The 22503-nt window shown below is 72.7% G+C and carries 26 protein-coding genes and 1 pseudogene; 14 read left to right on the top strand and 13 right to left on the bottom strand.

All coding sequences use genetic code 11. The annotated features are described in order from the left end of the window. The first annotated feature begins 416 nt into the window (after window positions 1–416). Genes ACFUJR_RS34255 through ACFUJR_RS34265 form a run of 3 tightly spaced genes read left to right on the top strand, consistent with a single transcriptional unit; the run spans window position 417 to window position 4167 of the window. A complete protein-coding gene (locus ACFUJR_RS34255; RefSeq protein ID WP_383174850.1) occupies window positions 417–2075 on the top strand; it encodes a uracil-xanthine permease family protein in 1659 nt (552 codons plus the stop codon). Next, entirely contained in the window at window positions 2072–3460 is a 1389-nt protein-coding gene (locus ACFUJR_RS34260; RefSeq protein ID WP_383174846.1) for an amidohydrolase family protein, read from the top strand. The genes ACFUJR_RS34255 and ACFUJR_RS34260 overlap by 4 nt, the downstream gene beginning before the upstream one ends. Further along, window positions 3457–4167: a sulfite exporter TauE/SafE family protein gene (locus tag ACFUJR_RS34265; protein WP_383174844.1), complete on the top strand. Its 711-nt coding sequence runs from the start codon at window positions 3457–3459 to the stop codon at window positions 4165–4167. The genes ACFUJR_RS34260 and ACFUJR_RS34265 overlap by 4 nt, the downstream gene beginning before the upstream one ends. A gap of 93 nt (window positions 4168–4260) precedes the next feature. Here ACFUJR_RS34265 and ACFUJR_RS34270 read toward each other — a convergent pair whose 3' ends face one another. The 4 genes from ACFUJR_RS34270 to ACFUJR_RS34285 form a co-directional block, all read right to left on the bottom strand. Next, window positions 4261–5304 (bottom strand): LacI family DNA-binding transcriptional regulator, encoded by a 1044-nt coding sequence (locus ACFUJR_RS34270; RefSeq protein ID WP_383174841.1) that lies wholly within the window; start codon window positions 5302–5304, stop codon window positions 4261–4263. 128 nt (window positions 5305–5432) lie between these two features. Further along, window positions 5433–6458, bottom strand: a complete 1026-nt coding sequence (locus tag ACFUJR_RS34275; RefSeq protein ID WP_383174838.1) for an alpha/beta hydrolase — start codon at window positions 6456–6458, stop codon at window positions 5433–5435. A gap of 13 nt (window positions 6459–6471) precedes the next feature. Then, the gene (locus ACFUJR_RS34280; RefSeq protein WP_383174836.1) at window positions 6472–7809 is read right to left on the bottom strand and encodes a cation:proton antiporter; all 1338 of its coding nucleotides are present in this window, start codon (window positions 7807–7809) and stop codon (window positions 6472–6474) included. A gap of 5 nt (window positions 7810–7814) precedes the next feature. Then, window positions 7815–8300 carry a cation:proton antiporter regulatory subunit gene (locus ACFUJR_RS34285; RefSeq protein ID WP_383174834.1) on the bottom strand — a complete coding sequence of 162 codons (486 nt, stop codon included), beginning with the start codon at window positions 8298–8300 and terminating at the stop codon, window positions 7815–7817. A 231-nt stretch (window positions 8301–8531) separates the two neighbouring features. Here ACFUJR_RS34285 and ACFUJR_RS34290 point away from each other — a divergent pair, with 231 nt between their 5' ends. Both ACFUJR_RS34290 and ACFUJR_RS34295 read left to right on the top strand, forming a co-directional pair. Next, on the top strand, window positions 8532–8948 hold the full coding sequence (locus ACFUJR_RS34290) for a hypothetical protein (RefSeq protein WP_383174831.1): 417 nt from the start codon (window positions 8532–8534) through the stop codon (window positions 8946–8948). Between the two features lie 94 nt (window positions 8949–9042). Next, a pseudogene (locus ACFUJR_RS34295) lies at window positions 9043–9180 on the top strand (agmatine deiminase family protein); the annotation flags it as partial. A 33-nt stretch (window positions 9181–9213) separates the two neighbouring features. On the opposite strand, the gene ACFUJR_RS34300 reads toward ACFUJR_RS34295, so the two are convergent. The 4 genes from ACFUJR_RS34300 to ACFUJR_RS34315 all read right to left on the bottom strand — a co-directional run bounded on the left by ACFUJR_RS34300 (window position 9214) and on the right by ACFUJR_RS34315 (window position 13141). Continuing rightward, window positions 9214–9858, bottom strand: a complete 645-nt coding sequence (locus ACFUJR_RS34300) for a class F sortase (RefSeq protein ID WP_383174828.1) — start codon at window positions 9856–9858, stop codon at window positions 9214–9216. Window positions 9859–9922: 64 nt separating this feature from the next. After that, entirely contained in the window at window positions 9923–10318 is a 396-nt protein-coding gene (locus ACFUJR_RS34305; RefSeq protein ID WP_383451075.1) for a sortase-dependent protein, read from the bottom strand. A 122-nt stretch (window positions 10319–10440) separates the two neighbouring features. Beyond that, on the bottom strand, window positions 10441–12429 hold the full coding sequence (locus ACFUJR_RS34310; RefSeq protein ID WP_383174822.1) for a sensor histidine kinase: 1989 nt from the start codon (window positions 12427–12429) through the stop codon (window positions 10441–10443). Beyond that, window positions 12416–13141, bottom strand: coding sequence for a response regulator transcription factor (locus tag ACFUJR_RS34315; RefSeq protein ID WP_383174819.1), 726 nt, complete (start codon window positions 13139–13141; stop codon window positions 12416–12418). The genes ACFUJR_RS34310 and ACFUJR_RS34315 overlap by 14 nt, the downstream gene beginning before the upstream one ends. Window positions 13142–13574: 433 nt before the next feature. Here ACFUJR_RS34315 and ACFUJR_RS34320 point away from each other — a divergent pair, with 433 nt between their 5' ends. Further along, the gene (locus ACFUJR_RS34320) at window positions 13575–14642 is read left to right on the top strand and encodes a DUF2332 domain-containing protein (protein ID WP_383174816.1); all 1068 of its coding nucleotides are present in this window, start codon (window positions 13575–13577) and stop codon (window positions 14640–14642) included. Window positions 14643–14771: 129 nt separating this feature from the next. Here ACFUJR_RS34320 and rpsN read toward each other — a convergent pair whose 3' ends face one another. Then, window positions 14772–15077 (bottom strand): 30S ribosomal protein S14, encoded by a 306-nt coding sequence (gene rpsN, locus ACFUJR_RS34325; RefSeq protein ID WP_383174813.1) that lies wholly within the window; start codon window positions 15075–15077, stop codon window positions 14772–14774. Further along, the gene (gene rpmB, locus ACFUJR_RS34330; protein WP_383174809.1) at window positions 15077–15313 is read right to left on the bottom strand and encodes a 50S ribosomal protein L28; all 237 of its coding nucleotides are present in this window, start codon (window positions 15311–15313) and stop codon (window positions 15077–15079) included. Before rpmB ends, rpsN begins: the two co-directional genes overlap by 1 nt. 64 nt (window positions 15314–15377) lie before the next feature. Between rpmB and rpmG the strand changes: the two genes are divergently transcribed. The 5 genes from rpmG to ACFUJR_RS34355 all read left to right on the top strand — a co-directional run bounded on the left by rpmG (window position 15378) and on the right by ACFUJR_RS34355 (window position 18602). After that, window positions 15378–15542, top strand: a complete 165-nt coding sequence (gene rpmG / locus ACFUJR_RS34335) for a 50S ribosomal protein L33 (protein WP_123456582.1) — start codon at window positions 15378–15380, stop codon at window positions 15540–15542. A gap of 50 nt (window positions 15543–15592) precedes the next feature. Further along, window positions 15593–15709, top strand: coding sequence for a 50S ribosomal protein L31 (locus ACFUJR_RS34340; RefSeq protein WP_383174805.1), 117 nt, complete (start codon window positions 15593–15595; stop codon window positions 15707–15709). After that, window positions 15709–16860, top strand: a complete 1152-nt coding sequence (locus ACFUJR_RS34345) for a CobW family GTP-binding protein (protein WP_383174802.1) — start codon at window positions 15709–15711, stop codon at window positions 16858–16860. The genes ACFUJR_RS34340 and ACFUJR_RS34345 overlap by 1 nt, the downstream gene beginning before the upstream one ends. Before the next feature lie 80 nt (window positions 16861–16940). Next, complete coding sequence (rpsR, locus tag ACFUJR_RS34350) at window positions 16941–17177, top strand: 30S ribosomal protein S18 (protein WP_383174799.1); 237 nt, start codon at window positions 16941–16943, stop codon at window positions 17175–17177. Between the two features lie 159 nt (window positions 17178–17336). Next, window positions 17337–18602, top strand: coding sequence for an NAD(P)/FAD-dependent oxidoreductase (locus ACFUJR_RS34355; protein WP_383174796.1), 1266 nt, complete (start codon window positions 17337–17339; stop codon window positions 18600–18602). Between the two features lie 56 nt (window positions 18603–18658). Here the strand turns inward: ACFUJR_RS34355 and ACFUJR_RS34360 are convergent, their stop codons facing one another. Both ACFUJR_RS34360 and ACFUJR_RS34365 read right to left on the bottom strand, forming a co-directional pair. Continuing rightward, on the bottom strand, window positions 18659–19540 hold the full coding sequence (locus ACFUJR_RS34360) for a GNAT family N-acetyltransferase (RefSeq protein WP_383174793.1): 882 nt from the start codon (window positions 19538–19540) through the stop codon (window positions 18659–18661). Between the two features lie 102 nt (window positions 19541–19642). Then, entirely contained in the window at window positions 19643–20044 is a 402-nt protein-coding gene (locus tag ACFUJR_RS34365) for a VOC family protein (RefSeq protein WP_383174856.1), read from the bottom strand. A gap of 114 nt (window positions 20045–20158) precedes the next feature. Between ACFUJR_RS34365 and ACFUJR_RS34370 the strand changes: the two genes are divergently transcribed. Beyond that, window positions 20159–20788, top strand: coding sequence for a TetR/AcrR family transcriptional regulator (locus ACFUJR_RS34370; protein WP_383174853.1), 630 nt, complete (start codon window positions 20159–20161; stop codon window positions 20786–20788). A 20-nt stretch (window positions 20789–20808) separates the two neighbouring features. Here ACFUJR_RS34370 and ACFUJR_RS34375 read toward each other — a convergent pair whose 3' ends face one another. Continuing rightward, entirely contained in the window at window positions 20809–21258 is a 450-nt protein-coding gene (locus ACFUJR_RS34375; protein ID WP_383174790.1) for a pyridoxamine 5'-phosphate oxidase family protein, read from the bottom strand. A 168-nt stretch (window positions 21259–21426) separates the two neighbouring features. On the opposite strand from ACFUJR_RS34375, the gene ACFUJR_RS34380 reads away from it, so the two are divergent. Next, the gene (locus tag ACFUJR_RS34380; protein ID WP_383174787.1) at window positions 21427–21615 is read left to right on the top strand and encodes a hypothetical protein; all 189 of its coding nucleotides are present in this window, start codon (window positions 21427–21429) and stop codon (window positions 21613–21615) included. Window positions 21616–22211: 596 nt separating this feature from the next. Then, the gene (locus ACFUJR_RS34385) at window positions 22212–22364 is read left to right on the top strand and encodes a hypothetical protein (protein ID WP_383174784.1); all 153 of its coding nucleotides are present in this window, start codon (window positions 22212–22214) and stop codon (window positions 22362–22364) included. The last annotated feature ends 139 nt before the right edge of the window (window positions 22365–22503 follow it).

Consider the following 22503-nt stretch of genomic DNA (forward strand, 5'->3'; position numbering starts at 1 on the left):
GCGGCCGCGAACGGCGTGATCTTCGCCTCCGCCAGCGCACGGACCGTCTCCCGGAGCATGTCGTGCTCCTCGGACAGGCGATACAGGTCGAAGTCCTTGCCCATGATGGTGAGCTCCCCTTAGTCATGCGGACCGGCTTTTGGCACTGAGTACCCTCAGCAAAACACACTCAGTGCCATAGGCGCCAGTGACTCCGCCGACCCGGCCGATCCGGGCACGGGAACACGCGGCAGCCGGAGCGCCGCTCGTCCGGAGTCAGGGCGGGCGGCGCTCTGTCGTCGTACCCCTTGACGGTCCTCCAGCGCCCTTCGATACTGGCGGCCAAATCGATTTGGCCAAATCGATTTGGCTCTCCGTCCAGGGCCGGATCGCGGCTGAAATCCGAGCGTGCATCGACGCCCGAACGGAGCCCGAACGTGTCCAGTCCCCACACGACCCCAACGCAACCCCAGGCCCAGCCCCACGCCCAGCCCCAGACCGCACCCCACCCCGTCGACGAGTCCCGCCCCCTCGGCCGGATTCTGCTCTTCGGGATCCAGCACGTCCTCGTCATGGCCGCCACCCCCATCTCGGCGATCTTCCTGATGAGCGCCACCCTCCGCCTCGACCCCGGTCTGACCGTCGATCTGCTCTCCGCGGCCTTCGTGCTCTCCGGAGTCGGATCGCTGATCCAGTCGCTCGGCCCCTGGAAGTTCGGCCCCCGGCTGCCGTTCGTGATGCTTCCGGGCGGCGCACCGCTCATCCTCTTCCTCGCCATCGCCGAACAGCACGGACTGCGCACGGCCACCGGTGCCGTGATCCTCACCGCCGCCTTCTACTTCGTCGTGCTGCCGGTCTTCTCGCGGCTGCTGGCCTTCTTCCCGGCCCTCGTCATCGGCACGATGATCGTCATCGTCGGCGTCAACCTGGTGAAGGTCGGTGCCGTCCTCGTCACGGGACGGCCGGGCCAGCCCGGTTTCGCCGACCCCCTCGACCTCGGCCTCGGCATGGCCACCATCGGCTTCACCGTCGCGTTCTACCTGCTCTTCAGCGGCATGCTGCGCCAACTCGCCGTCATGCTCGGCCTCCTCGCAGGCAGCGCTCTCGCCGCGGTACTCGGCGCCGTCGACCTCGGCCGGGCCGCCGACGGCGGTCTGTTCACGCTGCCGCAGCTGATGCCCTTCGGCTCACCCCAGTTCAACCTGGTCGCGGCCCTGCCGCTGATGCTCTACAGCCTCGCCTCCATGGCGGAGGCCACCGGGCAGACGGTCATCAACGCCGAAGCCGTCGGCAAGGAGATCGACAAGCGCACCGACGTCCCCAAGACCGTCCGCGGCGACGCGCTCACCTCGCTCTTCGGCGGCTTCTTCGGGCTCCCGCTCATGGTGACCAGCGGCGAGAACATCGGGATCGTCCGCGTCACCGGTGTGCGCAGCCGTTACGTGACCGCCGTGGCCGGTGTCGTCCTCGTCGTCATCGGTTTCCTGGCGCCTGTGACCCGCGCGATCAGTGTCATCCCGTCGGCGGTCGTCGGCGGCACCGCGATGGTCGTGTTCGCCGTGATCACCGTGCTCGGCGTGCAGATGCTCGGCCGCTCCGACCTGGACAGGCACACGAGCACCTTCGTCTGCGCCGTCGCCCTGGCGCTCGGCCTGCTGCCGATACTCGTTCCCGGCGTGTACGGCGGCTTCCCGCCGAACGTCCGCATCCTCCTCGAAAGCGGCGTCGCCGTCGGCGCGTTCGTGGCCGCCGTCCTCAACATCCTCTTCCACCACGTCCGGCCGAACGTCACGGCCCGCCTGGCCACCGCGACCCGGACCACTCCAGCCCCGGCGACCGGCGCAGTCCCGGTGACCGGCCGAGCCCCGGCGACCGGCACAGTCCCGGCGCCGGCGGCGGTCCCGTCGAACACCCCGGCCCCGGCGCCCGCGTCAGCCCCGCCGACCGGCACCGACCCGGGCGGCACCCATCCGGGCGGCACCGGCCACCCGACCGGCACCGGCCACCCGACCGGCACCGGCCACCCGACCGGCACCACCCACCCGACCGGCACCACCCACCCGGGCGACACCTCCCGTACGGAAAGCGACCGATGAACCCGCTCACGCGCGACCTCCTCCACGGCACCGGCCCACTCCTCCTCGTACCGGACGCCGTCCTGCTGCCCGAATGCCCGGCCGAGGGCCACGCGGCCGTCGTCTCCGGCGGTGTCTTCCAGGCCGTGGGACCCACGGAGGAACTGGTACGCACGCATCCGCGCCTCGACCCCGTGCGCCTGCCCGGCCATCTCCTCATGCCCGGCTTCGTCGACGCCCACCACCACCTGACCCAGAGCTTCGGTTCCGCGCTCGCCTTCGGCGAACCGTCGGAGATCTTCCGCAGGGTGTGGGTACCGCTCGAAGGCGCCCTCGACGAGGAATCGGCCTACGTGGCAGCCAAGTTGGCCGCGTACGAGGCCTTGCGCGGTGGCTTCACCACCGTCGCCGACGCCGGGACCCGCGCCGACGTCGACATCGACGTGATCGCGTCCGCCGCCCGCGACGCCGGCATCCGCTGCGTGCTGGGGCTCGTCTGCAACGACGCCGACACCGAGAACCCGTCCGTCCTGGACGACGCCGAGAAGCATCTCGCCCGCTACGACGGCGACCCGCTCGTCCACCCCTCCCTCGCCGTCTCCATCCCCGAGGCCGCCACCGAGGAGACCCTCCGCGCCACCGCACGCCTCGCCGCCGAGTCCGGGGCCGTCGTCCAGATCCACGTCAACGAGCACCTCGCAGGCGTCGAGCGCTCCCTCGTACGACACGGACTGCGCCCCCTGGAACACCTCCACCACATCGGTGCTCTGGGACCCCAGTTGCTCGCCGCGCACGCCACTCTCCTCACCCCGCGCGAGCTCACCCTGCTCGCCGACACCGGTACGGCGGTCAGCTACAACCCCGTCGCCAGCGCCTGGAAGGGCAACGCCGTCGCTCCCGCCACCGCCATGGCCGAACGCGGCGTCCGCTTCGGACTCGGCACGGACGGCACCCGGGGCGACGGATTCCGGCTCGCGGAGGCGGCGGAGTTCGCCCAGCGGCTCGCGTACGGACTTGTCACCGGCGACTCGTCCTGCGGCGCCGGCTGGACCTGGCTGGAGCACGCCACGCGCCGGGGCGCGGACGCCGTCGGGCTCGGCGCGCGTACCGGCACGATCGCGGAGGGCCTCGCCGCCGACTTCCTCCTCGTCGACATCACCAACCCCGAACTCGCGCTCTCCTGGGACCTGCCCTGGGAGCTGGTACGGCGTGGCAACCGCGACCAGATCAGCGCCGTGTTCGTCGCGGGCCGCCTGCGACTCTGGTGCGGCCGGCCCGTCGACTGGGACGGCCCCGCCCTCGTGAGCCGGGCGGCCGAACTGGCCCGCGCCGCCGTGGGAAGGGCCGCCATCACCCGTGTCCACCCCACCTCCACGACGGCACGGGAACGGAGCACCACGCGGTGAGCGCCGAGACCCTGGCGGTGCTCGCCGTCACCGTCGCCGTCGCCGCGTTCGTCCAGGGCGGCAGCGGGCTCGGCTTCGCCCTGATCGTCGCTCCGGTGGCGGGCATCCTCGACCCCGGCCTGCTCCCGGTGTTCGTCCTGGCGTCGATGATCCCGCTCAACGCGTACGTCGTCTGGCGCGAACGGGCCTGGCTCGATCTGCGCGGCGCGCGCTGGATCACGGCGGCGCGGCTCGCCGCCACCCCCGGCGGACTGGCGCTGCTCTGGCTGATACCGGACCGGAGCCTGGGCCTCTTCGTGGGCGCCGCCACCGTGCTCGCCGCCGTGGTGAGCCTGGCCGCGCCCGCGTTCACACCCGGCTGGGCCGCCTATGTGGGCGCGGGTGCGGTGACCGGTCTGACGGAGACCGCGACGGGCGTCGGCGGTCCGCCGCTGGCGCTGGTCTACCAGCATCGGCCGCCGGCCGAGCTGCGCTCCACCGTCGCCGCGTGCTTTCTCGTGGGTGAAGTCGCCTCCCTGCTCCTGCTGTTCGCGACGGGGGAGGGGGACCCCGCGGACCTCGGACGGGCCGCGGCCCTGCTGCCCGCGATCGCCGCGGGAGCGTGGCTGAGCAGGCTGGTGCACCACCGCCTGGACGCGCGGCGGATGCGTCTCTTCGTGCTGGGCTTCGCCCTGGTCTCGGGGGTGGTCCTGATGCTCGGCATCTGAGCCGGCCCGCGCGTACGGGTACGGCTCGGGCGTACGGGTACGGCTCGCGCGTACGGATACGACTCCTGCACGCGGCCACGGCGGGGCCCGCCGTCACCGCCCCGAGGTGCTCCGCAGCGACGAGGCCCGGGCGATCACCCGGGGCTCGGGCACCGTCGCCGTCACCGCCCCGGCGGAGTCGCCGCGCAGCCGGGCGAGGAGCAGTTCCACGGCCCCGGCCGCCGCCCGGTCCAGGTGCAGATCGACGGCGGTCAGCGGCGGTTCGCAGGTGCGGGCGCGCAGACCGTCGTACCGGGTGACGACCATGACGTCGTCCGGGATGGCCCGCCCGCTGTCGCGGACCGCCCGCACCGCCCCCACCGCGAAGGCGTCCACCAGCGCGCAGACCGCGTCGATCCCGGGATGCTCGGCGAGCAGGGCCGCGCACCTGTCGTACCCGGCCTGTTCGCCGCCGGACTCGGGCGCGGTCGCCACGATCGGTGGCCGGCCCTCCTCCTCGGCGACCCGCACGAAGGCGGCGCGGGCGTCGACCGCCGAGTGCCGCGAACCGGCGCCGACGATCAGGGCGGGCTGCCGCGCCCCCTGCTCGCGCAGATGGGCGAGGAGCAGTTCCGCGACGAGCCCGCCGCGCAGATCGACGTACGGCACGTCCTGGTCAGGGGGGACCGGTCGGCCGAGCGTCACGTACGGCAGTCCGCGCTCCTTCAGCGTCGCCACCGCCACGTCGTCCACGTCGGGCTCCACGACGATCGCCCCGTCGATGTCGACGGAGTGGAGGGCGGACCCGGACTGCACGGGAGGGACGAGCACCAGCGCGTAGTCGTGCACGAGGGCGCTCTCGGCGGCGGCCGCCGCGACCTCCATGTAGAAGCCGAGCCGGGACGCGCCTCCGGCCACCGCGAACGGCATGGACGAGGCGAGCGCGATGGCCTTGGCCTGTCCGCGCCGCAGCCTCTGCGCCCGCAGGTTCGGCCGGTAGCCGAGCTCCCCGGCAACCCGCTTGATGCGCTCGCGGGTCCGCGGGTCGACCTTGCCGATCCCGTTGAGGGCGTGCGAGACCGTCGTACGCGACACCCCGGCGACTCGCGCGACGTCGGCGATCGTCGGCGGCCTCGGGCCGGCACCGGAAGGGGGCATGTGTGCGAACGCTCCTCGCGTGATGAGGACGGCTGACCCCACCATCTTCGCCGAACGGCGATCACCAGGGGAGTGGTGGGGCCCAGGGTGAGCTGTGAAGGCCCCGCCCGCCCTTCGGGCGGACGGCGCTAATGTGCCGACACGCCCTGGGGGCCTTCCCGGGTGAGGATGCGCCGGAGCCAGCGGAGGCGTGCCTCGCCCGCGTCCCGGCTGAGCGCCGCGTCCGGCGCCCAGCTGTCGAAACCGTGGAAGGCTCCGGGCCATACGTGCAGTTCGGCCTGGCCTCCGGCGCGCCAGATCGCGTCGGCGTAGGCCACGGCCTCGTCCCTGAAGGTCTCGGTCGACCCGACGTCGATGTAGGCGGGCGGCAGCCCGGACAGATCCGTGGCGCGGGCGGGAGCCGCGTACGGCGGTACGTCGGAGGCTCCGTACAGGTCGCCGAGCAGCGCCTGCCACGCGGTGGTGTTCGAGGTCCGGTCCCAGGTGTCGACGCCGGCCATCTGGTGGCTGGAGAACGTGTCGCCACGGTCGTCGAGCATCGGACACAGCAGCAGCTGTCCGATCGGTCGAGGCCCGCCCCGGTCACGGTTGAGCAGGGCGAGTGCCGCGGCGAGCCCGCCGCCGGCGCTCTTGCCTCCGACGAGGACACGGTCCGGGTCGACGCCCAGCTCGGCCGCGTGCTCCGCCGCCCACACGAACCCGGCGTAGCAGTCCTCCACGGGTCCGGGGTACGGCGCGTGAGGTGCCAGCCGGTACTCGACGGAGATCACGGCCAACTCCAGCGTGACCGCCCATGCGTCCAGCACCCCCGGGAGCACGGACGGGGCGTTGCCCATGATCATTCCGCCGCCGTGCATGTAGTACAGCAGGGGCAGCGGCCTCGTGATCCCTGCGGGCCGTGCGCTCACGAGTGTGACGTCCGGCCCGCCCGGCGCGCCCGGGACACGCAGCTCCTCCACCTCGAAGCGGCCGCCGGCCCGGAGTTCCCGGACCGTCGGTCTGGGCCGGGTCGCGACGTCCCGCTCCTGGACGGCGGCGAGGTCCTCCGGAGTGAGGGGGACCGTCGCCCCTTCTCCCAAAGCCGCCAGCACCACGCTCAGTTCGGGGTCGAACGGGGGAGCTCCCGCCTGAGGGCGCTCTGGTGTGAGGTCCATACGGCGCAGTCAATCACCTGGTGCCGTCGTCCACCGGCTCCAGCGTCTCCTGCGGCGGCGCGTCGCCGGAGGTCTGGGCCGAGGACGTGCCGAGGACTTCGGCATGCGCGTCGACATCGGCTTCCGCGCGTACCTCGGCGCGTACCTCGGTGCGTACGCCGGCGCGGTCCGGCTTCGAGACCGGACGCCCCCGGAGCCGGCCGGTGAGGTACGTGGCGATCGGTTCGGTGTAGCGGGCGGTGAGCGGGCCAAGGATGACCAGGACGAGGACGTACGCGGTGGCGAGGGGGCCGAGGCCCGGCTCGATGCCGGCGGTCACCGCGAGACCGGCGATGACGATGGAGAACTCACCCCGGGCGACCAGGGTCCCGCCGGCCCGCCAGCGGCCCTTCACCGAGATCCCGGCCCGCCGCGCGGCCCAGTAACCGGTGGCGATCTTCGTCGCCGCCGTGACCAGGGCCAGGGCCAGCGCGGGCAGGATCACCGGCGGGATGCTCGCCGGGTCGGTGTGCAGACCGAAGAAGACGAAGAACACCGCCGCGAACAGATCCCGCAGAGGGCTGAGCAGGATGTGCGCGCCCTCGGCCACCTCCCCGGAGAGGGCGATGCCGACGAGGAAGGCGCCGACGGCGGCGGAGACCTGGAGCTGCTGGGCGATCCCGGCGACCAGCAGGGTCAGGCCGAGGACGACGAGGAGGAGCTTCTCGGGGTCGTCGCTGGAGACGAAGCGCGAGATGACCCGTCCGAAGCGGACGGCGAGGAAGAGGACCGTACCGGCGACACCGAGGGCGATGGCGAGAGTGAGGCTTCCGGCGGCGAGACTCACACCGGCGAGCAGAGCGGTGAGGATCGGCAGGTAGACCGCCATGGCCAGGTCCTCCAGGACCAGGATGCTCAGGACGGCCGGCGTCTCCCGGTTGCCGAGGCGGCCCAGGTCGCCCATCACCTTGGCGATGACCCCGGAGGACGAGATCCAGGTGACGCCGGCGAGCACGACGGCGGCGACCGGGCCCCACCCCAGCAGAAGGGCCATCCCCGCGCCTGGCAGGGCGTTGAGCGCGAAGTCCACCAGGCCCGCCGGGTACTGCGTCTTGAGGTTGGTGACCAGGTCGCTGGCGGTGTACTCGAGTCCCAGCATCAGAAGCAGGAGGATCACGCCGATCTCGGCGCCGATCGCGACGAACTCCTCGCTGGTGCCGAGCGGCAGCAGACCGCCTTCGCCGAAGGCGAGGCCGGCCAGGAGGTAGAGGGGTATCGGGGAGAACTGGAAGCGCCCGGCGAACCGGCCCAGCAGACCGAGCGCGAGGATGATCGCGCCGAACTCGATCAGGAAGAGGGCGGAGGAGTGCACGGCGCTCACTCCTGGCCGAGGATCGCGGCGGCCGCCTCGACACCCTCGCGGGTGCCGATCACGATGAGCGTGTCCCCGCCCGCGAGGCGGAAGTCCGGCGCGGGGGAGGGGATCGCACCGGCCCGGCGCAGGACCGCGACGATGGACGCCCCCGTCTCGGTACGCATCCGGGTCTCGCCCAGGACGCGCCCGTTCCACTGCGAGTGCGCCGACAGTTCTATTCGCTCGGCGACCAGCCCCAGGTCCGTGGTGGAGAGCAGATTGGGGCTGTGGTGGGACGGCATCAGCGCGTCGATCAGCGCCTCCGCCTCCTTGGAGGTCAGCTTGGCCGAGAGCGCGCACTCGTCCGGGTCGTCCCTGCGGTAGGCGTTCAGCGTCCGGCTGCCGTCCCGGTGGGCGATGACCGAAAGTCGACGGTGTTCGCGGGTGGTCAGGTCGTAGCGGACTCCGATTCCAGGGAGCGGGGTGTTGCTCATGCGAGGAACGGGCATGGAAAATCTCCCTGTATATGCGTGATCGCCGGAAATGGGAGCGAACAAAATCCGCCTCCGAAAGTCACCTTATCGACACGGGTTCCGCCCGATCCGGTCGCGAAGGGGGCGCCGGGGGTGTCCAGTTGCGGGAGCGAGGCGCCCGGCGAACCGGCACGTCGCGCATCTCCCGGCGTGGTGCATCATTCTCCAGGGCCCCAACGGAGGGGCGGTGCGTGAAGGAGGCGCTGCATGATCGAATGGCTGCCGATCCGCTCCCGTACGCGCCCTGTCCCGGACCCGGCCGCGACCTCCTCGGTCTGGGCCGTGTCGGCGGTCCTGGCCTTCGCCCTGGTCATCACCTTCAACTTCCTCGACGGACACGGGGACCCGATCCTCGACCTCGTCGCGCTGTCCGTCGCCGTGGCCGCCGTCAGCATGGGAGCACGGCTCGCCGCCGCCCCGGGCACGGCCCTGCTCTGCTGGCTCATCCTGAACGTCTTCGCCACCGCGCCCGTCGGGCAGGTCACCTGGGAAGCCGCCTACGATCTCGGGCGCATGGCCTGCCTCCTGATCGCGGCGAGCACCGGGACCGTCGTCGCCCGGCTCGTCCACGCCCGCGCGGCGCACCGCCGGCTGACCCCGTGGACCGGCCCGCCCGGCCCCTGACGGACAGCGCTCCTCTTCCTGTGCCGCCGTGCTGCCGTGCCGCCGTGCTGCCGTGGGCCGTGGGTCGTGGGCCGTGGGTCGTGGCCCGTGGCCCGTGGCCCGTGGGCTCGGCGACACGCGGGCGGACCGGGCGGCCAGGGCGCCCCTGACGCGCCTCTGGCCGGACCGAGTGATCGAGCGGCTGAACACCGACCGGCTCGGCGCGGGAGGCGGCGCCGTCCACTGCGTGACCCGGCAGCAGCCGGTCGCGCAACCCGGCACGGGGTCAGGGTGCGACGGCGTAGACGATCAGGTTGTCCACGGGGTGGCCGGCGGCGTCGAACGCGCCGTCGCACGTGATCAGCCGCAGCGTGCGCTCCCTGGTGTCGCCGTAGACCTTCTTCGTCGGAAAGGCGTCCTTGTCGACGGTCTCGGTCCCGGTGACGGTGAAGCGCACGGTGTCGCCCCGGCTGTCGTGTACGTCGACGGTCGCTCCTCTGCGTATCCGCTTGAGGTCGTGGAACACGGCCCGGCCGTAGCGGGTGTCGTTGTGGCCGATGATCACCGCGGCGCCGGGCTCTCCCGGACGGGGGTTCCCGGTGTACCAGCCGGCCGTCATCCCCTTGTCCGGCGGCGGCACTTCGACCGTGCCGTCCTGGTTGAGGCCGAGCCTCATCAGCTCGCTGTCGATGCCGAGGGACGGGACGGACACGCGGACCGGGGCCGCTTTCGCGACCGTGGCTCGGGTCGGGTCCGTGGGATCGGGCTCGCGGGCGGGGTCGGGGGCGTGTGACGCCGTCGCCGCCGGGGGAGTGCTCTCGGCGCCGTCGGCCGCGCAGGCGCCGACGGTCGCGGGCAGGACGGCGCAGAGCAGCAGCGGCCGGGCATACGTCCGCCAGGTCGGTGCTCGTCGGCCGGTGGCGCGGGTCATGGGGGCTCCTGTGGCGCGGAGCCGTGGTGCCGCCGTCGCCGACGGCACCACGACGCGTCGGTCGTCAGTCGTTGCGGGGGGCTGCGCCCCGACGGCGCAGCAGGACGGTGCCCGCGCCCGCGAGGAGCACCGCGCCGGTGGCCGCCCCGGCGACGGCGGTGGCGGTGTTCCCGCCGGCCCGGCCGTCGGGACGCTCACCGGCGGCGACCCCGCCACGCGGCGCCGCCACTGCGGCCGAGCTGCGGTCCGGGACGGGACGAGGAGTGGCGGAGCCGGAGTCGCGGGGGGTTTCGGAGGCGCTCGCCGACGGGGCGGCGCCCGACTCCGACGGCGCCGCGGACGGCCTGTCGTCGGCGAACGCCGACGCCGAGGGCAGGAGCACCCCGCCGATCACGACGGTGGTGAAGGCTGCGGCGCGCAGACTGCGACGGCGCCGGGACGGGCTGCGGTGAGACGGCATGGCTGTGGCTCCCCTTCGGTACGAGACGGCCGGCGCCCTCGCCCTGAACCGCTCGGGCGTCCGGTGATCGCCATGCTCACCGGACCATGTCAGAAAGCTGTCAGAAGCCTGTGGCTTTGCCGTCAGACCTTCGCGGCGCGGCCCGCGTCCTCCCGTACACCCGACGGAAGGCGCAGCGTGAACGTCGAGCCGACACCCTCCGTCGAGGCGGCGGTGGCCGAACCCCCGTGCGCCTCGGTGAGTTTGCGGACGATCGCGAGGCCCAGACCGCTGCCGCCGGTGCGCCTGCTGCGCGATCTCTCCGCGCGCCAGAACCGGTCGAACACGTACGGCAGATCGTCGGCGGCGATCCCACTGCCCGTGTCGGCGACCTCCACGACGACCTCCGCCACCGCCCTGTCGCGCGCACCGCTGCCGGACTCGCCGCCCGCGCCGACCACCCCGCCCGCCCCGTACGCGCGCAGATCGACGCGGCCGCCGCGTGGGGTGTGGCGGACCGCGTTCGAGACCAGGTTGCCGATGACCTGCCGCAGCCGTACGGGGTCCGCGGTCAGTGCGGGCGGCGGCTCGGGAGCCTCGACGGCCAGGCTGACACCGGCGCGCTCGGCCTCGGCCTGGTGGGCGGCGGCGACCAGGCCGAGGAGCTCCGCCACGTCGACGGGCTCCCGGTGCAGCCGCAGCGCACCGGCGTCCGCCTGCGCGAGATCCTGCAGATCGTCGATGATGTGCTGAAGCTGTACGGCCTCCTCCAGGAGCGAGGCGATCAGGGCCGGATCGGTGTCGGCCACCCCGTCCTGAGCGGCTTCGAGCCAGCCCCGGATGTTGCTCAGCGGCGTGCGCAGCTCATGGGCCACGTCGCTGACCATCGCCTTGCGCTGAGCCTCGAGGCGGGCCCGATGCTCCGTCAGTTCGTTGAAGGCCGCAGTGAGTTGCCCGATCTCGTGATCGGCGGGGACCGCGATGGGAACGGCCTCGCCGCCCTCCTTCATCCGCTGGGCCGCGCCCGTCAGCGCGCGCAGCGGGCGGACGAGCCGGCGTCCGGTGACGATCGAGACGCCGATGGTGAGGGCGAGGACGAGCGCCGCCACGCCCGCGATACGGGCCGTGTTCGCGGCGGAGAGGTCGAAGCCGGGGACACTGCCCTTGTCGGGGTCGCCGATGAACAGCAGCGCCGGCCGGGCGACGTACGAACTCAGCTGCTCGCGTCGTGCCGTGTTCACGCACGAGCCGACGGCCTCGTCGGCCGACCGGTCGATCTCACTCGGCGCGGGAACCGGCACGGGTACCGCCGAGGGGGCTGCCGGCCGCCGCGGTCCGTCCTGCCAGGTCAGGTCGGCGTTCAGGGTGACGGCCGGACGGTCCTGGCGGCTCAGGCAGGCGTTGGCGAGCCTGGTCAGGGTTTCCAGGGCCTCGGCCTCGGTCGCTGTCGGCGTGTCGAGGCTGGTGGTGGAGCACTCGTCCGCTGCCGAGAGGCCGCTGGCGGCGGCGCCTCGGCTGATGCGGGGGCGCCCTGACGGGCCGTCCGTCACGTCGGCGTTCTCACCCCGGCGGTGCAGACAGGCCACCAGACGATCCGCCCTGGCACGCAGCTCACGTCGTTCCGAAGGCGGCAGGCGGAAGGGGCCGACGGCCCGTGCGTCGATCCGGTCGGTCGACGACCTCGCATCGCCCTGCGCCCCGCTCACCGCGCCCGCGAGCGCGCTGTCCACGGAGAGGGGATCGACGACCGCCGACGGCCGGGCGGGCAGCTGCGGTCCCGAGCCCCCGGCCGAGTCGGCGAGGGGGGCGCGGTCGTGGGTGGTGACGGCGACCCGGCGCCCGAACCGGGACGCCAGTTCCTCGACCTCCCGGTCCACACCGTCCCAACGGGGGTGGGTCGCCGCGTACCCGAGCAGGGCGTCGTAGATACGGGCGTCGTCGGCCAGGGCCTGCCCCTGCTCCTGCTTCAGCGCCCCCGAGGTGGTCTGGGAGGCCAGCCACGCCGTCGCCCCGACCGAGAACGCCGCGACCAGGGCGAAGACCCCGAGGAAGCGCCCGAGCAGACTCTTGCGCAGGGGCAGACTCTTGCGCAGGGGCGGCCGTGAGCGCGCCCCGCGGTCACGACGACGCACGCCGTGCGCCCTTCGCGGGGTCGGTCAGCTTGTAGCCGACGCCGAAGACGGTGAGCAGACGGGCGGGTGTACGAGGCTCGGGTTCCAGCTTCTTGCGCAGGTTCATGATGTGCATGTCCACGGTGCGATCGCTGACGTAGCGGTCGAAGCCGTGCAGTTCCTCGAGGAGCCGTGGCCGTGTGAAGACCCGGTCCGGCTCGGCGGCCATGGCGGCGACGATCCGGAACTCGCCTGGCGTGCACTCCACGGGCGAACCGTCGACGGTCACCTCGTGCCGGTCGGGGTCGACCCGCAGCGAGCCCACGCGCAGAACCCGCCCGTCGTCGGCGACGGGCGCCCCGCCCCGGCCGGTGCGGCGCAGCAGGGTCCGTACGCGTGCCATCAGCTCGCGGGGGCTGTACGGCTTGGTCATGTAGTCGTCCGCGCCGAGGTCGAGCCCGAGCAGCAGGTCGTCCTCGGTGGACCGGGCGGTGAGCATCAGCACGGGCAACTCCCGGGCCTCGCCGCGCAGCACACGTACGACGTCGAGGCCGTCGGTGCGCGGCATCATCACGTCGAGGACCAGCAGATCGGGCTCCCGTTCCCGGACCCGGTCCAACGCCGCCCGCCCGTCGGCCACGACCGTGACCGAGTGCCCTTCCCGTTCGAGATAGCGCCTGACCAGCTCAGCCTGCTTCTCGTCGTCCTCTGCAACCATCACGTCAGCGCACACGCGGCCGATCGTAGGCGATCCGTACGAAGACGCGGGCAGGCCGCAGTGGCCGGACCGCAGGGGCCACGGGTGCCGGCGGCCGGTCAAGGGCGGTACGGGAAAGGCGTGGTGCTGCCGGATCAGGCGGGAGGGTTCCTCCGGGGGCCGGGAGTCTCCGGACGGTCCGGACGGTCCGGACGGTGCGGAGGGTCCGGGCCGTTCGGAGGGGCCGTGGGGTCCGGACGGTCCGGACGCGGCAACGGTCGTCGGGACTTCCCCCAGCCGGTGCAGGCGCGCAGCGAGCGCGGACCCTTCGCATGGTTCGCCGGTCCGGATGTCACGCCCGTCATGTGCGCTGCTCTTCGGCACGCGCCGTGGCACGGGAAGTAGTCTGCGAGTCGGTCGAGGACGGCCTCGGCACGCTCGTACGAGGTGAAGGACGGGGGGCACTCCCATGACCGGCAGGGCCCGCACGCTCGCTCAGGTGTACCGGCACTTCGGTGAGGCCGACGCCGCCGGGACATCGCCGCTGTACGAGCGCGTCGCCGTCGCCATCGGCGAGTCCGAGGAAGCCCTGCGCGCGATCGAGACGGCGCCCGCACGCAGGCGGAAACCCACGGTGATCCTCGCCGCCTTGCACGACCTCGCCCTCGCCGGGCGCGCCCCGGCGCTCGCCGCGGCCTACGCCGCCGCGGACCGGGACGCCGCCGCCGACGCGGCGATCGACACGCTGGTGCGCATGACCGATTCGGTCGTGGCCGCCGCCACGCGCCGGCAGCCACGGCCCGACGAGACCGGACACGGCGCCGTGCTGTATCCGGCCGTCGCCGAGGTCGCGCGCTGGGTGGGCGCGCGTGCGGTGGGGCTGATCGACGTGGGCTGCTCGGCCGGGCTGAACCTCACGGTCGACCGCGCGCACATCGGGTACGGCAACGGGCAGTCGCTGGGCGACCCGTCGTCTCCCGTACGGCTGTCGGCATCGATCGTGGGGGATCGGCCCCTCCCCACGCGGGCGATGCCCGAGGTCGTCGCCCGGATCGGCATCGACGCCGACCCGGTCGACGTCACGGACGCCGATGACGCCCGATGGCTGCGCGCCTGCGTGTGGCCGGATCAGCCGGATCGGATCGCGAGGCTGGAAGCGGAGATGACGCTGGCGGCGGCAACCCCTCCGCTGCTCCTGCGAGGTGACGCGATCGAGCTGATGCCCGAGGCCTTCGCCCGTGTGCCCGCGAACGCCCTGCCCGTCGTCATCACGACGTGGGCGCTGTCGCGTCACCCGCCCGAGAGCCGCCTGCGCTTCCTGCACCGCCTCGACGAGGCGGCGGCGGGCCGGCCGGTGGCCTGGGTGTCGGCGGAGGGGGTGGGCGTCGCGCCCACGATCCCGACGCTCGGCGATCGCCGTGCCTCGGGCCACAGCATCATCGGCCTGGCGCTGTTCGAAGGGGCGACTCTGCGCGCGGAGGCCGTCGGGCGCTGCTGGTCGCAGGGCCGCCTGCTGGCCTGGCTGGCAGACTCCTAGCGACCGGCATCGAGGAGGCCCTGGCCCCCGCCGGGCCGACGTCCCCGGCGTGAGGGCCCCCGCCCGATCGCCCCACCGCGGGGTTCCGGTGGGGCGATCGGAGACGGCGCGTCCGTCACCCGGGCGGGGTCACCAGGAGGACTTCGTCACGCCGGGCAGGAAGCCCGCGTGCGCCTGCTGCCTGGTGCGGACCCGGGAGAGCCCGAACCTGCGCAGGTAGCCGCGCGGGCGGCCGTCCACGCTGTCGCGGTTGCGAACGCGGGTGGCACTGGCGTCGCGCGGCTGCCGGCGCAGCTCCACGAGCGCGGCATCCCGTTCGGCCGCGGTGGAGGACGGACGGCGGATGATCGCCTTGAGCTCGGCCCGGCGGACCGCGTACCGCTCGACGACCGCCTTGCGCCTCTCGTTCCGCGCGATCTTGCTCTTCTTCGCCATCAGACCTTCCCTCCCCGTGCGCGGATCCTGGCCACGGCGGCCTCGACGCCGATCGCGTCCACCGTCTTGATCGCCCTGGCGCTCAGCGTCAGACGGACGTGCCGCCCCTCGCTCGCCAGCCAGTAGCGCTTGCGCTGGATGTTCGGGTCGAAGCGGCGTGAGGTGCGCCGGTGCGAGTGGGAGATGTTGTTGCCGAATCCCGGCTTGGCGCCGGTCAGCTGGCAGTGGGCCGACATGGGTGGTGCCGCCTCTCTCGATGAGGTGTATTGATAATGAAAACCATTGCCATATACTAGCCTCATGGCACGCAACGAGATCCGCCCGGTCATCAAGCTCCGCTCCACCGCGGGAACCGGGTTCACCTATGTCACCCGTAAGAACCGGCGCAACGACCCCGACCGGTTGGTGCTGCGCAAGTACGACCCCGTCGCCGGTCGCCACGTGGACTTCCGCGAGGAACGCTGACGCGACCCGCTCCCGCCCCGGACCCGACCGACCACCGAAAGACCCCTGTCATGAAGCCTGGAATCCACCCCGTCTACGGGAGCCACCCCTGCCACCCGGGCGCCGCCCGCGTCCTCGACGCCGCAGGCCGGGTCGAACGCTTCGAGCGCCGTTACGGAGCTCGTTGATGGACCGCACCCACCAGCTCCCCGTCGTGATCGTCGCCGGGCTCCACGCCGACGCCCGCAAGGAGGTCGTCGAACATCTCCTGCTGAGCGTCCCTGGAAGCGTGGCGCTGCACCACGATCTGACCGGAGCGGCCGACGGCACCGTGCTCCGTACCATCCGCGACGCCTCCGGCCTCGTCTCCCGAGGTGAGACACCGCTGGTCAACGACTGTGCGTGCTGCGCACTGCGCGAGGACCTCGTCCCGGAGCTCCACCGCTTGGCGGACAACGGACCGACCCCGCTCGCCGTGGTCGAGCTGTGGGACTCCGTGGAGCCCAGAGCCATGGCGGAGGTCGTCGCCGCGCACGGCGGGGACCGACTGGCGGTGGCGAGCGTGATGACTGCCGTCGACCCCGCGCTCGTCCTGCCCTACCTGGCCAACGGCGACGACCTCGCGGAAACCGGCCTCGCCGCCGCCCCCACCGACCGGCGCACCGTCGGCGACACATGGGCCCGTCAGCTGGAGTACGCACCCGTCCTCGCCGTCGTCGACAGTCCTGAGGCCGACGACGAGGACCTCGCCCTCCTCGCCCAACTGCACCCCACCGCACGTCGGGTACGCGCCGACTCCGTCGAACTCGCCCGGGCGGCGTTCGCCGGTTTCGACGTCGAGGCCGCCGCGGCCGCGCAGCACCCGGCATGCGCACTCCTGCCCCAGGAGGCGGACGAGGCGGGCGTCGCCACGTTCGTCTGGCACCGCCGACGGCCGTTCCACCCCGAGCGTCTCTACCAGGCGCTCGAGGACCTGTGCTGCGCCGCGGCCCGAAGTCGCGGCCGCTTCTGGCTGGCCGACCGCCCCGACACGCTGCTCGCCTGGGACGCGGCCGGGGGAGCCCTGTGCGTGGAGAGCGCCGGGCCGTGGCTGGTGTCGCTGCCCGACGCGGCCTGGGAGATGGTCCCGCCGGTACGCCGGGCGGCTGCCGCACTCGACTGGCACCCCGCCCACGGAGACTGCTGCCAACACCTGGTCTTCACCTCACCCGGCCTCGACCGTGACGGGCTGGAGCGACTTCTCGACTCCTGCCTGCTGACGGACGCGGAGTACGCGTCGGGCCGCGAGGCGTGGAAACGACTGCCCGCGGCCTTCGACTCCCTCCTGGACGCCGCCTGAACACCATCCGGCCGCCGTCCGACCGACGACGGGCCGCCGCCCGACCGCCCACATCCATCCGGTCCACGAGGAGAGCCGCCATGGCCCGACGCCCCGACCCCCGCAAGCCCGCGAAGCCCCGCCCCAACCCGCTCGACGAGGCCGGGATCACGTACATCGACTACAAGGACACCGACCTGCTCCGTCGGTTCATCTCCGACCGGGGGAAGATCCGAAGCCGCCGCGTCACCCGTGTCACCGCCCGGCAGCAGCGACACCTCGCCATCGCGGTCAAGAACGCTCGCGAGATGGCCCTGTTGCCGTACGCGGGCCGATAGCCCCCAGAGTGGCGCGCGGCGGGCGCGGTGCGCGTGTGCCGACGCGGCCTGAACACGCCTCGCTCGAACCGCAGTTCTCTACACTTGGTCATGCGCCTGACAGCGGGGGCGCTGCACCACTCCCACGAACGGACCACACCCGAAGGGGGCGATCGGCGCATGACCAGGCCTGAGAGCGCGGGACACGACTACGACGTCGTCATCAGCGGAGCCAGCCTCGCCGGCAGCGCGGCGGCGACCCTGCTGGCCCGAAGCGGCGCCCGCGTCGCGCTGCTGGAGCGGCGCTCGGACCCCGAGGCGTACAAGGTGCTGTGCACCCACTCCGTCACCGCCTGCGCCTACCCGGTACTGGACGAACTCGGCCTCCTCCCCGCCCTGGAGAAGGCGGGAGCCGTCCGCAACGAGGCCCGCTGGTACACCCGCTGGGGCTGGATCGAGCCGAGGGCCGCGCCCGCGGGTCCCGAGCTGCCGTACGCGTACAACATCCGGCGCAGCGTCCTCGATCCGCTGATCAGGTCGAACGCCGCCGGGACCCCCGGCGTCGACCTGCTCCTCGGTCACCGCGTGACCGGGCTCGTCACGGAGGCCGGGCGGGCCGTGGGGGTGCGAGCGACGACCCCGGAGGGCGAGCGCGAGATCCGGGCCCGCCTGGTCGTCGGCGCCGACGGCAAGGACTCGGCCATAGCGAAGCTCGCCGAAGTGCCCGACCGGCAGCACGAGAACACGCGGTTCGGCTACCTCGCGCACTTCCGCAACCTTCCGCTGCACGGCGGGATCGGCCAGACGTGGTTCCTCGAACCCGACATGGCGTACGCGTTCCCGAACGACGACGGGGTGACGGTCCTCGCCGTGCTCCCGGACAAGAAGCGGTTGCCGGCCTTCCGGGAGGACCTGGAGGGCAGCTTCCTCGACTTCGTACGCAACCTTCCCGAGGCACCTCCCATCGACTCCGCCGAGCGTGTCTCGAAGTTCGTCGGCCTGGTCGACTACCCGCTCCACAGCCGGAAGCCGACGGCGCCGGGCCTCGCGCTCATCGGCGACGCCGCCCTGACCGGAGATCCGCTGTGGGGCGTGGGATGCGGCTGGGCCCTCCAGTCCGCTCAGTGGCTGGCCGAGGCCGTCGCCCCGGCCGCGACCGGCCGGGCGGATCTCGACAAGGCGCTCGCGGTGTACGCCCGCAGGCACGGACGTCGGCTGCGCGGCCACCAGTTCCTGGCCGCCGACTTCGCCAAGGCCCGTCCGTTCAACCCCGTGGAGCGGCTGATGTTCTCGGCTGCGGCGCGCGACGAATCGGTGGCGCGTCACCTGCATCTGTTCGGCAATCGCCTGATCAGCCCCCTGCGCTTCCTGAACCCCATGGCGGTGGGCAGGGCCGCGGCTGTGAACATCAAGCACCGTAGGACAGTTGGGGCATCCGTACGCTGAGCGGTCCGGGCCGGAGGGGGGCGGTACGCCGCTCCGGCCCGGAGCCGACGGCGCCGCTACAGGTCGAGCTGGTACTCGTAGGCCACGTGCTTCGGCAGGTAGCCGAGCCCGTCGTTGACGTGGCGCATGTACGGGTTGTTGTCGGCGGTGTCGGTGAGCAGGCCGCCGAGTTCGGGATGGGTCCCGCGAGCCGTGAGGATCGCGACGGCCTTCATCCAGCGGGCCAGACCGTGGCCCCGGTGGCCGGCCAGGACGGCCGTGCCGTAGTGCTGGGCGTCGCCGGTGCCGCTGCCGGGGACGGCGAGTTCGGTGAAGCCGACGACGGAGCCGTCCGACCGGTCGACGGCGGCGACGGTGTGCAGGATCTCCCCGCGCGCCGCGACGGCCGCGGCCGCCGCCCGCATCCGCTCGACGTCCCAGACCACAGTGCCGTAGTCGACGGCGCCCATCGGCATGTCGTCCATCGCGTGGCGCGACGCCACGTAGGTGTCGGCGAGCTCGTCGGGCACCTGCCCCTCCCATGTCGTCAACCGGTAGCCCTCGTGCGGGGCTTCGGCGATCGCGGTCAGGGCGGGGAGGTCCGCGTCGGCCAGGGAGAGCCGGGCATAGGTCAGTGTCAGGGCGACCCGGAACCCTCGGGCGACCAGGAACGCGGGACCTGAAGTGCCGTCCTCGGCCTGGGCGATGACGCTGCGTCGGCCGTCGTCGCGGGCCGCCGTCACGGCTGCCGCCAGAAGCCGGGATCCGACCTGCCTGCGCCGCTCGGTGGGATGGACCTGAAGTTCCAGTTCGGCGAGGTGACGCTGCCCCGCCCTGGTGAACAGGCGGAGGAAGGCGGACCCGACGGGGCGGCCGTCGGAGCCCGAGGCCAGCCAGGTCAGACGACGGCTGGAGGAGGTCTCTTCGGGGTCGGTCAGGGCGGTGATACGGACGGACAAGCTGTCTCCGTTGCTGGGGTTCGGTACGAGGCGGCCGCTCAGGCACGGCACTGACGGATCGTCATGCTGCCTACGGAGCGACCCGGGTGCTCTCCGCGCGGGCTACCCGGCCGACGGGCCCTCGGAGGGGGTGACCCATTCGACGAGCTGCACCACGATGCCGTTCGGGTCGGTGAGCTGGAACAGCCGCTCACCCCAGGGTTCTTCGCGCAGCGGGAGCGTGATCGGGGCACCTGCCTCGCGCAGTCGCCGTTCCTCGGCGTCGAGGCCGGTGACGGTGAGCGCGAGGATCAGCCCGCCGGCCCGCTGGTCGCGCTGCTCGGGTGGCAGCACCTCGGTACCGGTGCGGAGCAGAACGACGTCGGCGGCGGCGTCGTCGCGGGTCAGGGAGACGAAGCCGTCGGCGGCGACGGCGACCCGGTAGCCGAGGTGGGTGCAGAGGAACTCGCGGGAGGCATCGACGTCGTGGACGGTGAGGGACAGGGTGGAGGCGGTGACGTTCAGGGCTGCTCCTGATGACGGGGCGAAGTTTGCGACGGACGTAACTTTAGGGCGGCACCCCTGATAGATCAAGCATAATTTTACGACGGATGTAAGATTCTCTCCATGGGTACTGAGATGGGACTCCGTGAGTCCAAGAAGAGGGAGACCAGGCAGCTGATCTCCGACTGTGCGACCAGGCTCTTCATCGAGCAGGGGTTCGAGCGGACGAGTATCGCGGAGATCGCCGCCGCGGCCCGGGTGGCCAAGAAGACGGTGACCAACTACTTCCCCCGCAAGGAGGATCTGGCCCTCGACCGCCACGAGGAGTTCACGCGGGGCCTGGCCAGGGCGGTCGTGGAGCGCGGACCGGACGAGGTGCCGCTCGCCGCCCTCGGCCGGACCTTCCGGACCGCCCTGCGGGAACACAGTCCCGTGGTCGGCTTCACCGGCCTCGCGTTCGCCCGGATGGTCGCCGACAGTCCGACCCTCACCGCCCGGCTGCGCGAACTGCACGACCGCCGAGAGGAGGAGCTCGCCGCCGCCCTCGCCACCGCCGCCCCGGCCGGTGCCCCGGAGATCGCCCCGCGGGCCGCCGCCGCCCTGATCGCGGCATCGGACCGCCTGCTGTTCCGCCGTATCCAGGAACTCACCCTGGCCGGCCGGGGCGACGACGAGATCGAGGCCGTGCTCCTCCCGGAGGCCGACCACCTCCACGCCCTGCTCGCCGCCGCGGTCGCCGACGACCCGACCGGCGCGATCCGGTGAGGCCTGCCGCTGCGCGGGCCTCAGTCCTGGGAGGGGATGTCCAGAGCGGTCCCGTACAGACGGGAGACCCGGATCTGAATGGTGACGCGCCGGTCGGGCGGCGGCCGCTCGCCGGGGGCGGCTCCGTCGGCCGGGTCCAGAATCTCCGCCATGCCCTCCGCCACGGCGAACGACCAGACGTTCGGGCCGCTGACGTGCAGCGAGGCGTGCGGGTCGCGGCGTAGCCGGCGGACCTTGAGGCGGTCGGCGGTGGAGGAGACGCGCAGCACGCGCTCCTCGGCGTCCCAGTCGTACAGGACGGTCGACAGATGCGGGTGACCGGTGCCGCGAACGTTCGCGAGGACACCGAACTGCTGCTGCCGCAACAGCTCCGAGAGCTCGTGATCACTGAGCATCCGGGGCGCCGGGCCGTCGTTCTGCGTGGAGCCGGTGGAACCGGTCGAACCGTCGGTGGCGGTCTTCGGACTCATGGGATCAGCCTTCCGGTGGTCGGGGGAGGGGTGCGGCGGCCCGAACGGCCTGCCGCTCGGGTCCCACGAGAGAGACCGTAGCAGATGGTTTCGTTACAGACTATCGATGGGGGATCTATCTGCGGCCCCGCTGGAACAGCTCCCACAGCTGTCGCGAGTGCGGATCGTATGGCCGCCTTGGGGCAGGCCGGCGCGGTGCCGGTGGCCTGGGTGCAGGTGCTCCTGGAGCTGCAGCGCGACGGGGCGCGCCAGGGACGCACGGCGTGGTCATGGCGATCGTTCAAGGCGCAGGCGGGCGCGTACGACCTGGGTGTCGTGTACGCGCAGAGCGTCCTCGGCGCGCACGCGGCCGGCTGACCTCCGTGGCACCGGCATTCTGATCCTGCGTCTGCTGGTGGGCCTGCTCGTCGTCGGCCACGGAGTGCATACCCGCTCGTCCTCATCGGTGCCGACTGGTGCAGGTCGGCGGCGAGGGGGACGGCCAGACCCACGAGTCCGCGGCAGCCCGGCCGCCGTGCGGGCCCGTTGCGCGCGGTCGTCGGGGCGGGTCGCCAGCGGCGGGATGGTGGCGCTGTCGCGACGACGAGAGTGCCGGCCAGGTCGTGGACGGCGGTGACGGCGACACGGACGGCAACTCCGTCAAGGCGCACTACGCGCGCGACAACACCTCGTCGTACAGCGTTCACGAGCAGCGCGGTAACGGATACTGCCGTGCTCGGACACCAAGAACCGCGTGGCCAAGCGCCGTTCGCAGCAGATCCGCGACTGGGCCACCGACCCGTACGGCCCCTGGCAGTACCGGGTCTGATCAGCCAGAAGCCACCGCGCGGAGCCGGTGGGCGGAACGGGATGACGTTGTAGCGCATCGGGGCTTGCGGCCGAGCGGGAGAAGCAGACCTTCCCGAGGGGAGGCGGCCGAGGAACGCCTCCGGGCCTGGCTGCTGGAGACAGCGGTGGTCGCCGACCGCTGGTACAAGCTCACGTACGGTGCGCCGCCCACCTCCTGGCAGGGCCTCGTCGCCCTGGCCGACGCCGAGGAGGCCCGGACCTCCAGGGTGAGGCCCCGCATGGCTCGCGGCGCTGCGCAGCGCCGCGATTCAGGGTGAGCACGCCCGGGCCGTGGAGACCGCCGACGCCATGGAACGGCTAATACTCCAGCTGTAGATCGCGATCTTCATGTCTGGGCGGCTTGTCGCTGGTAGTGGCTGGTCTGGGATCGGGCCTGGTGGTGGCGTCGCCAGCGGG

The organism is Streptomyces sp. NPDC057271 (genome assembly GCF_042668715.1).
Taxonomy (GTDB): Bacteria; Actinomycetota; Actinomycetes; order Streptomycetales; family Streptomycetaceae; genus Streptomyces.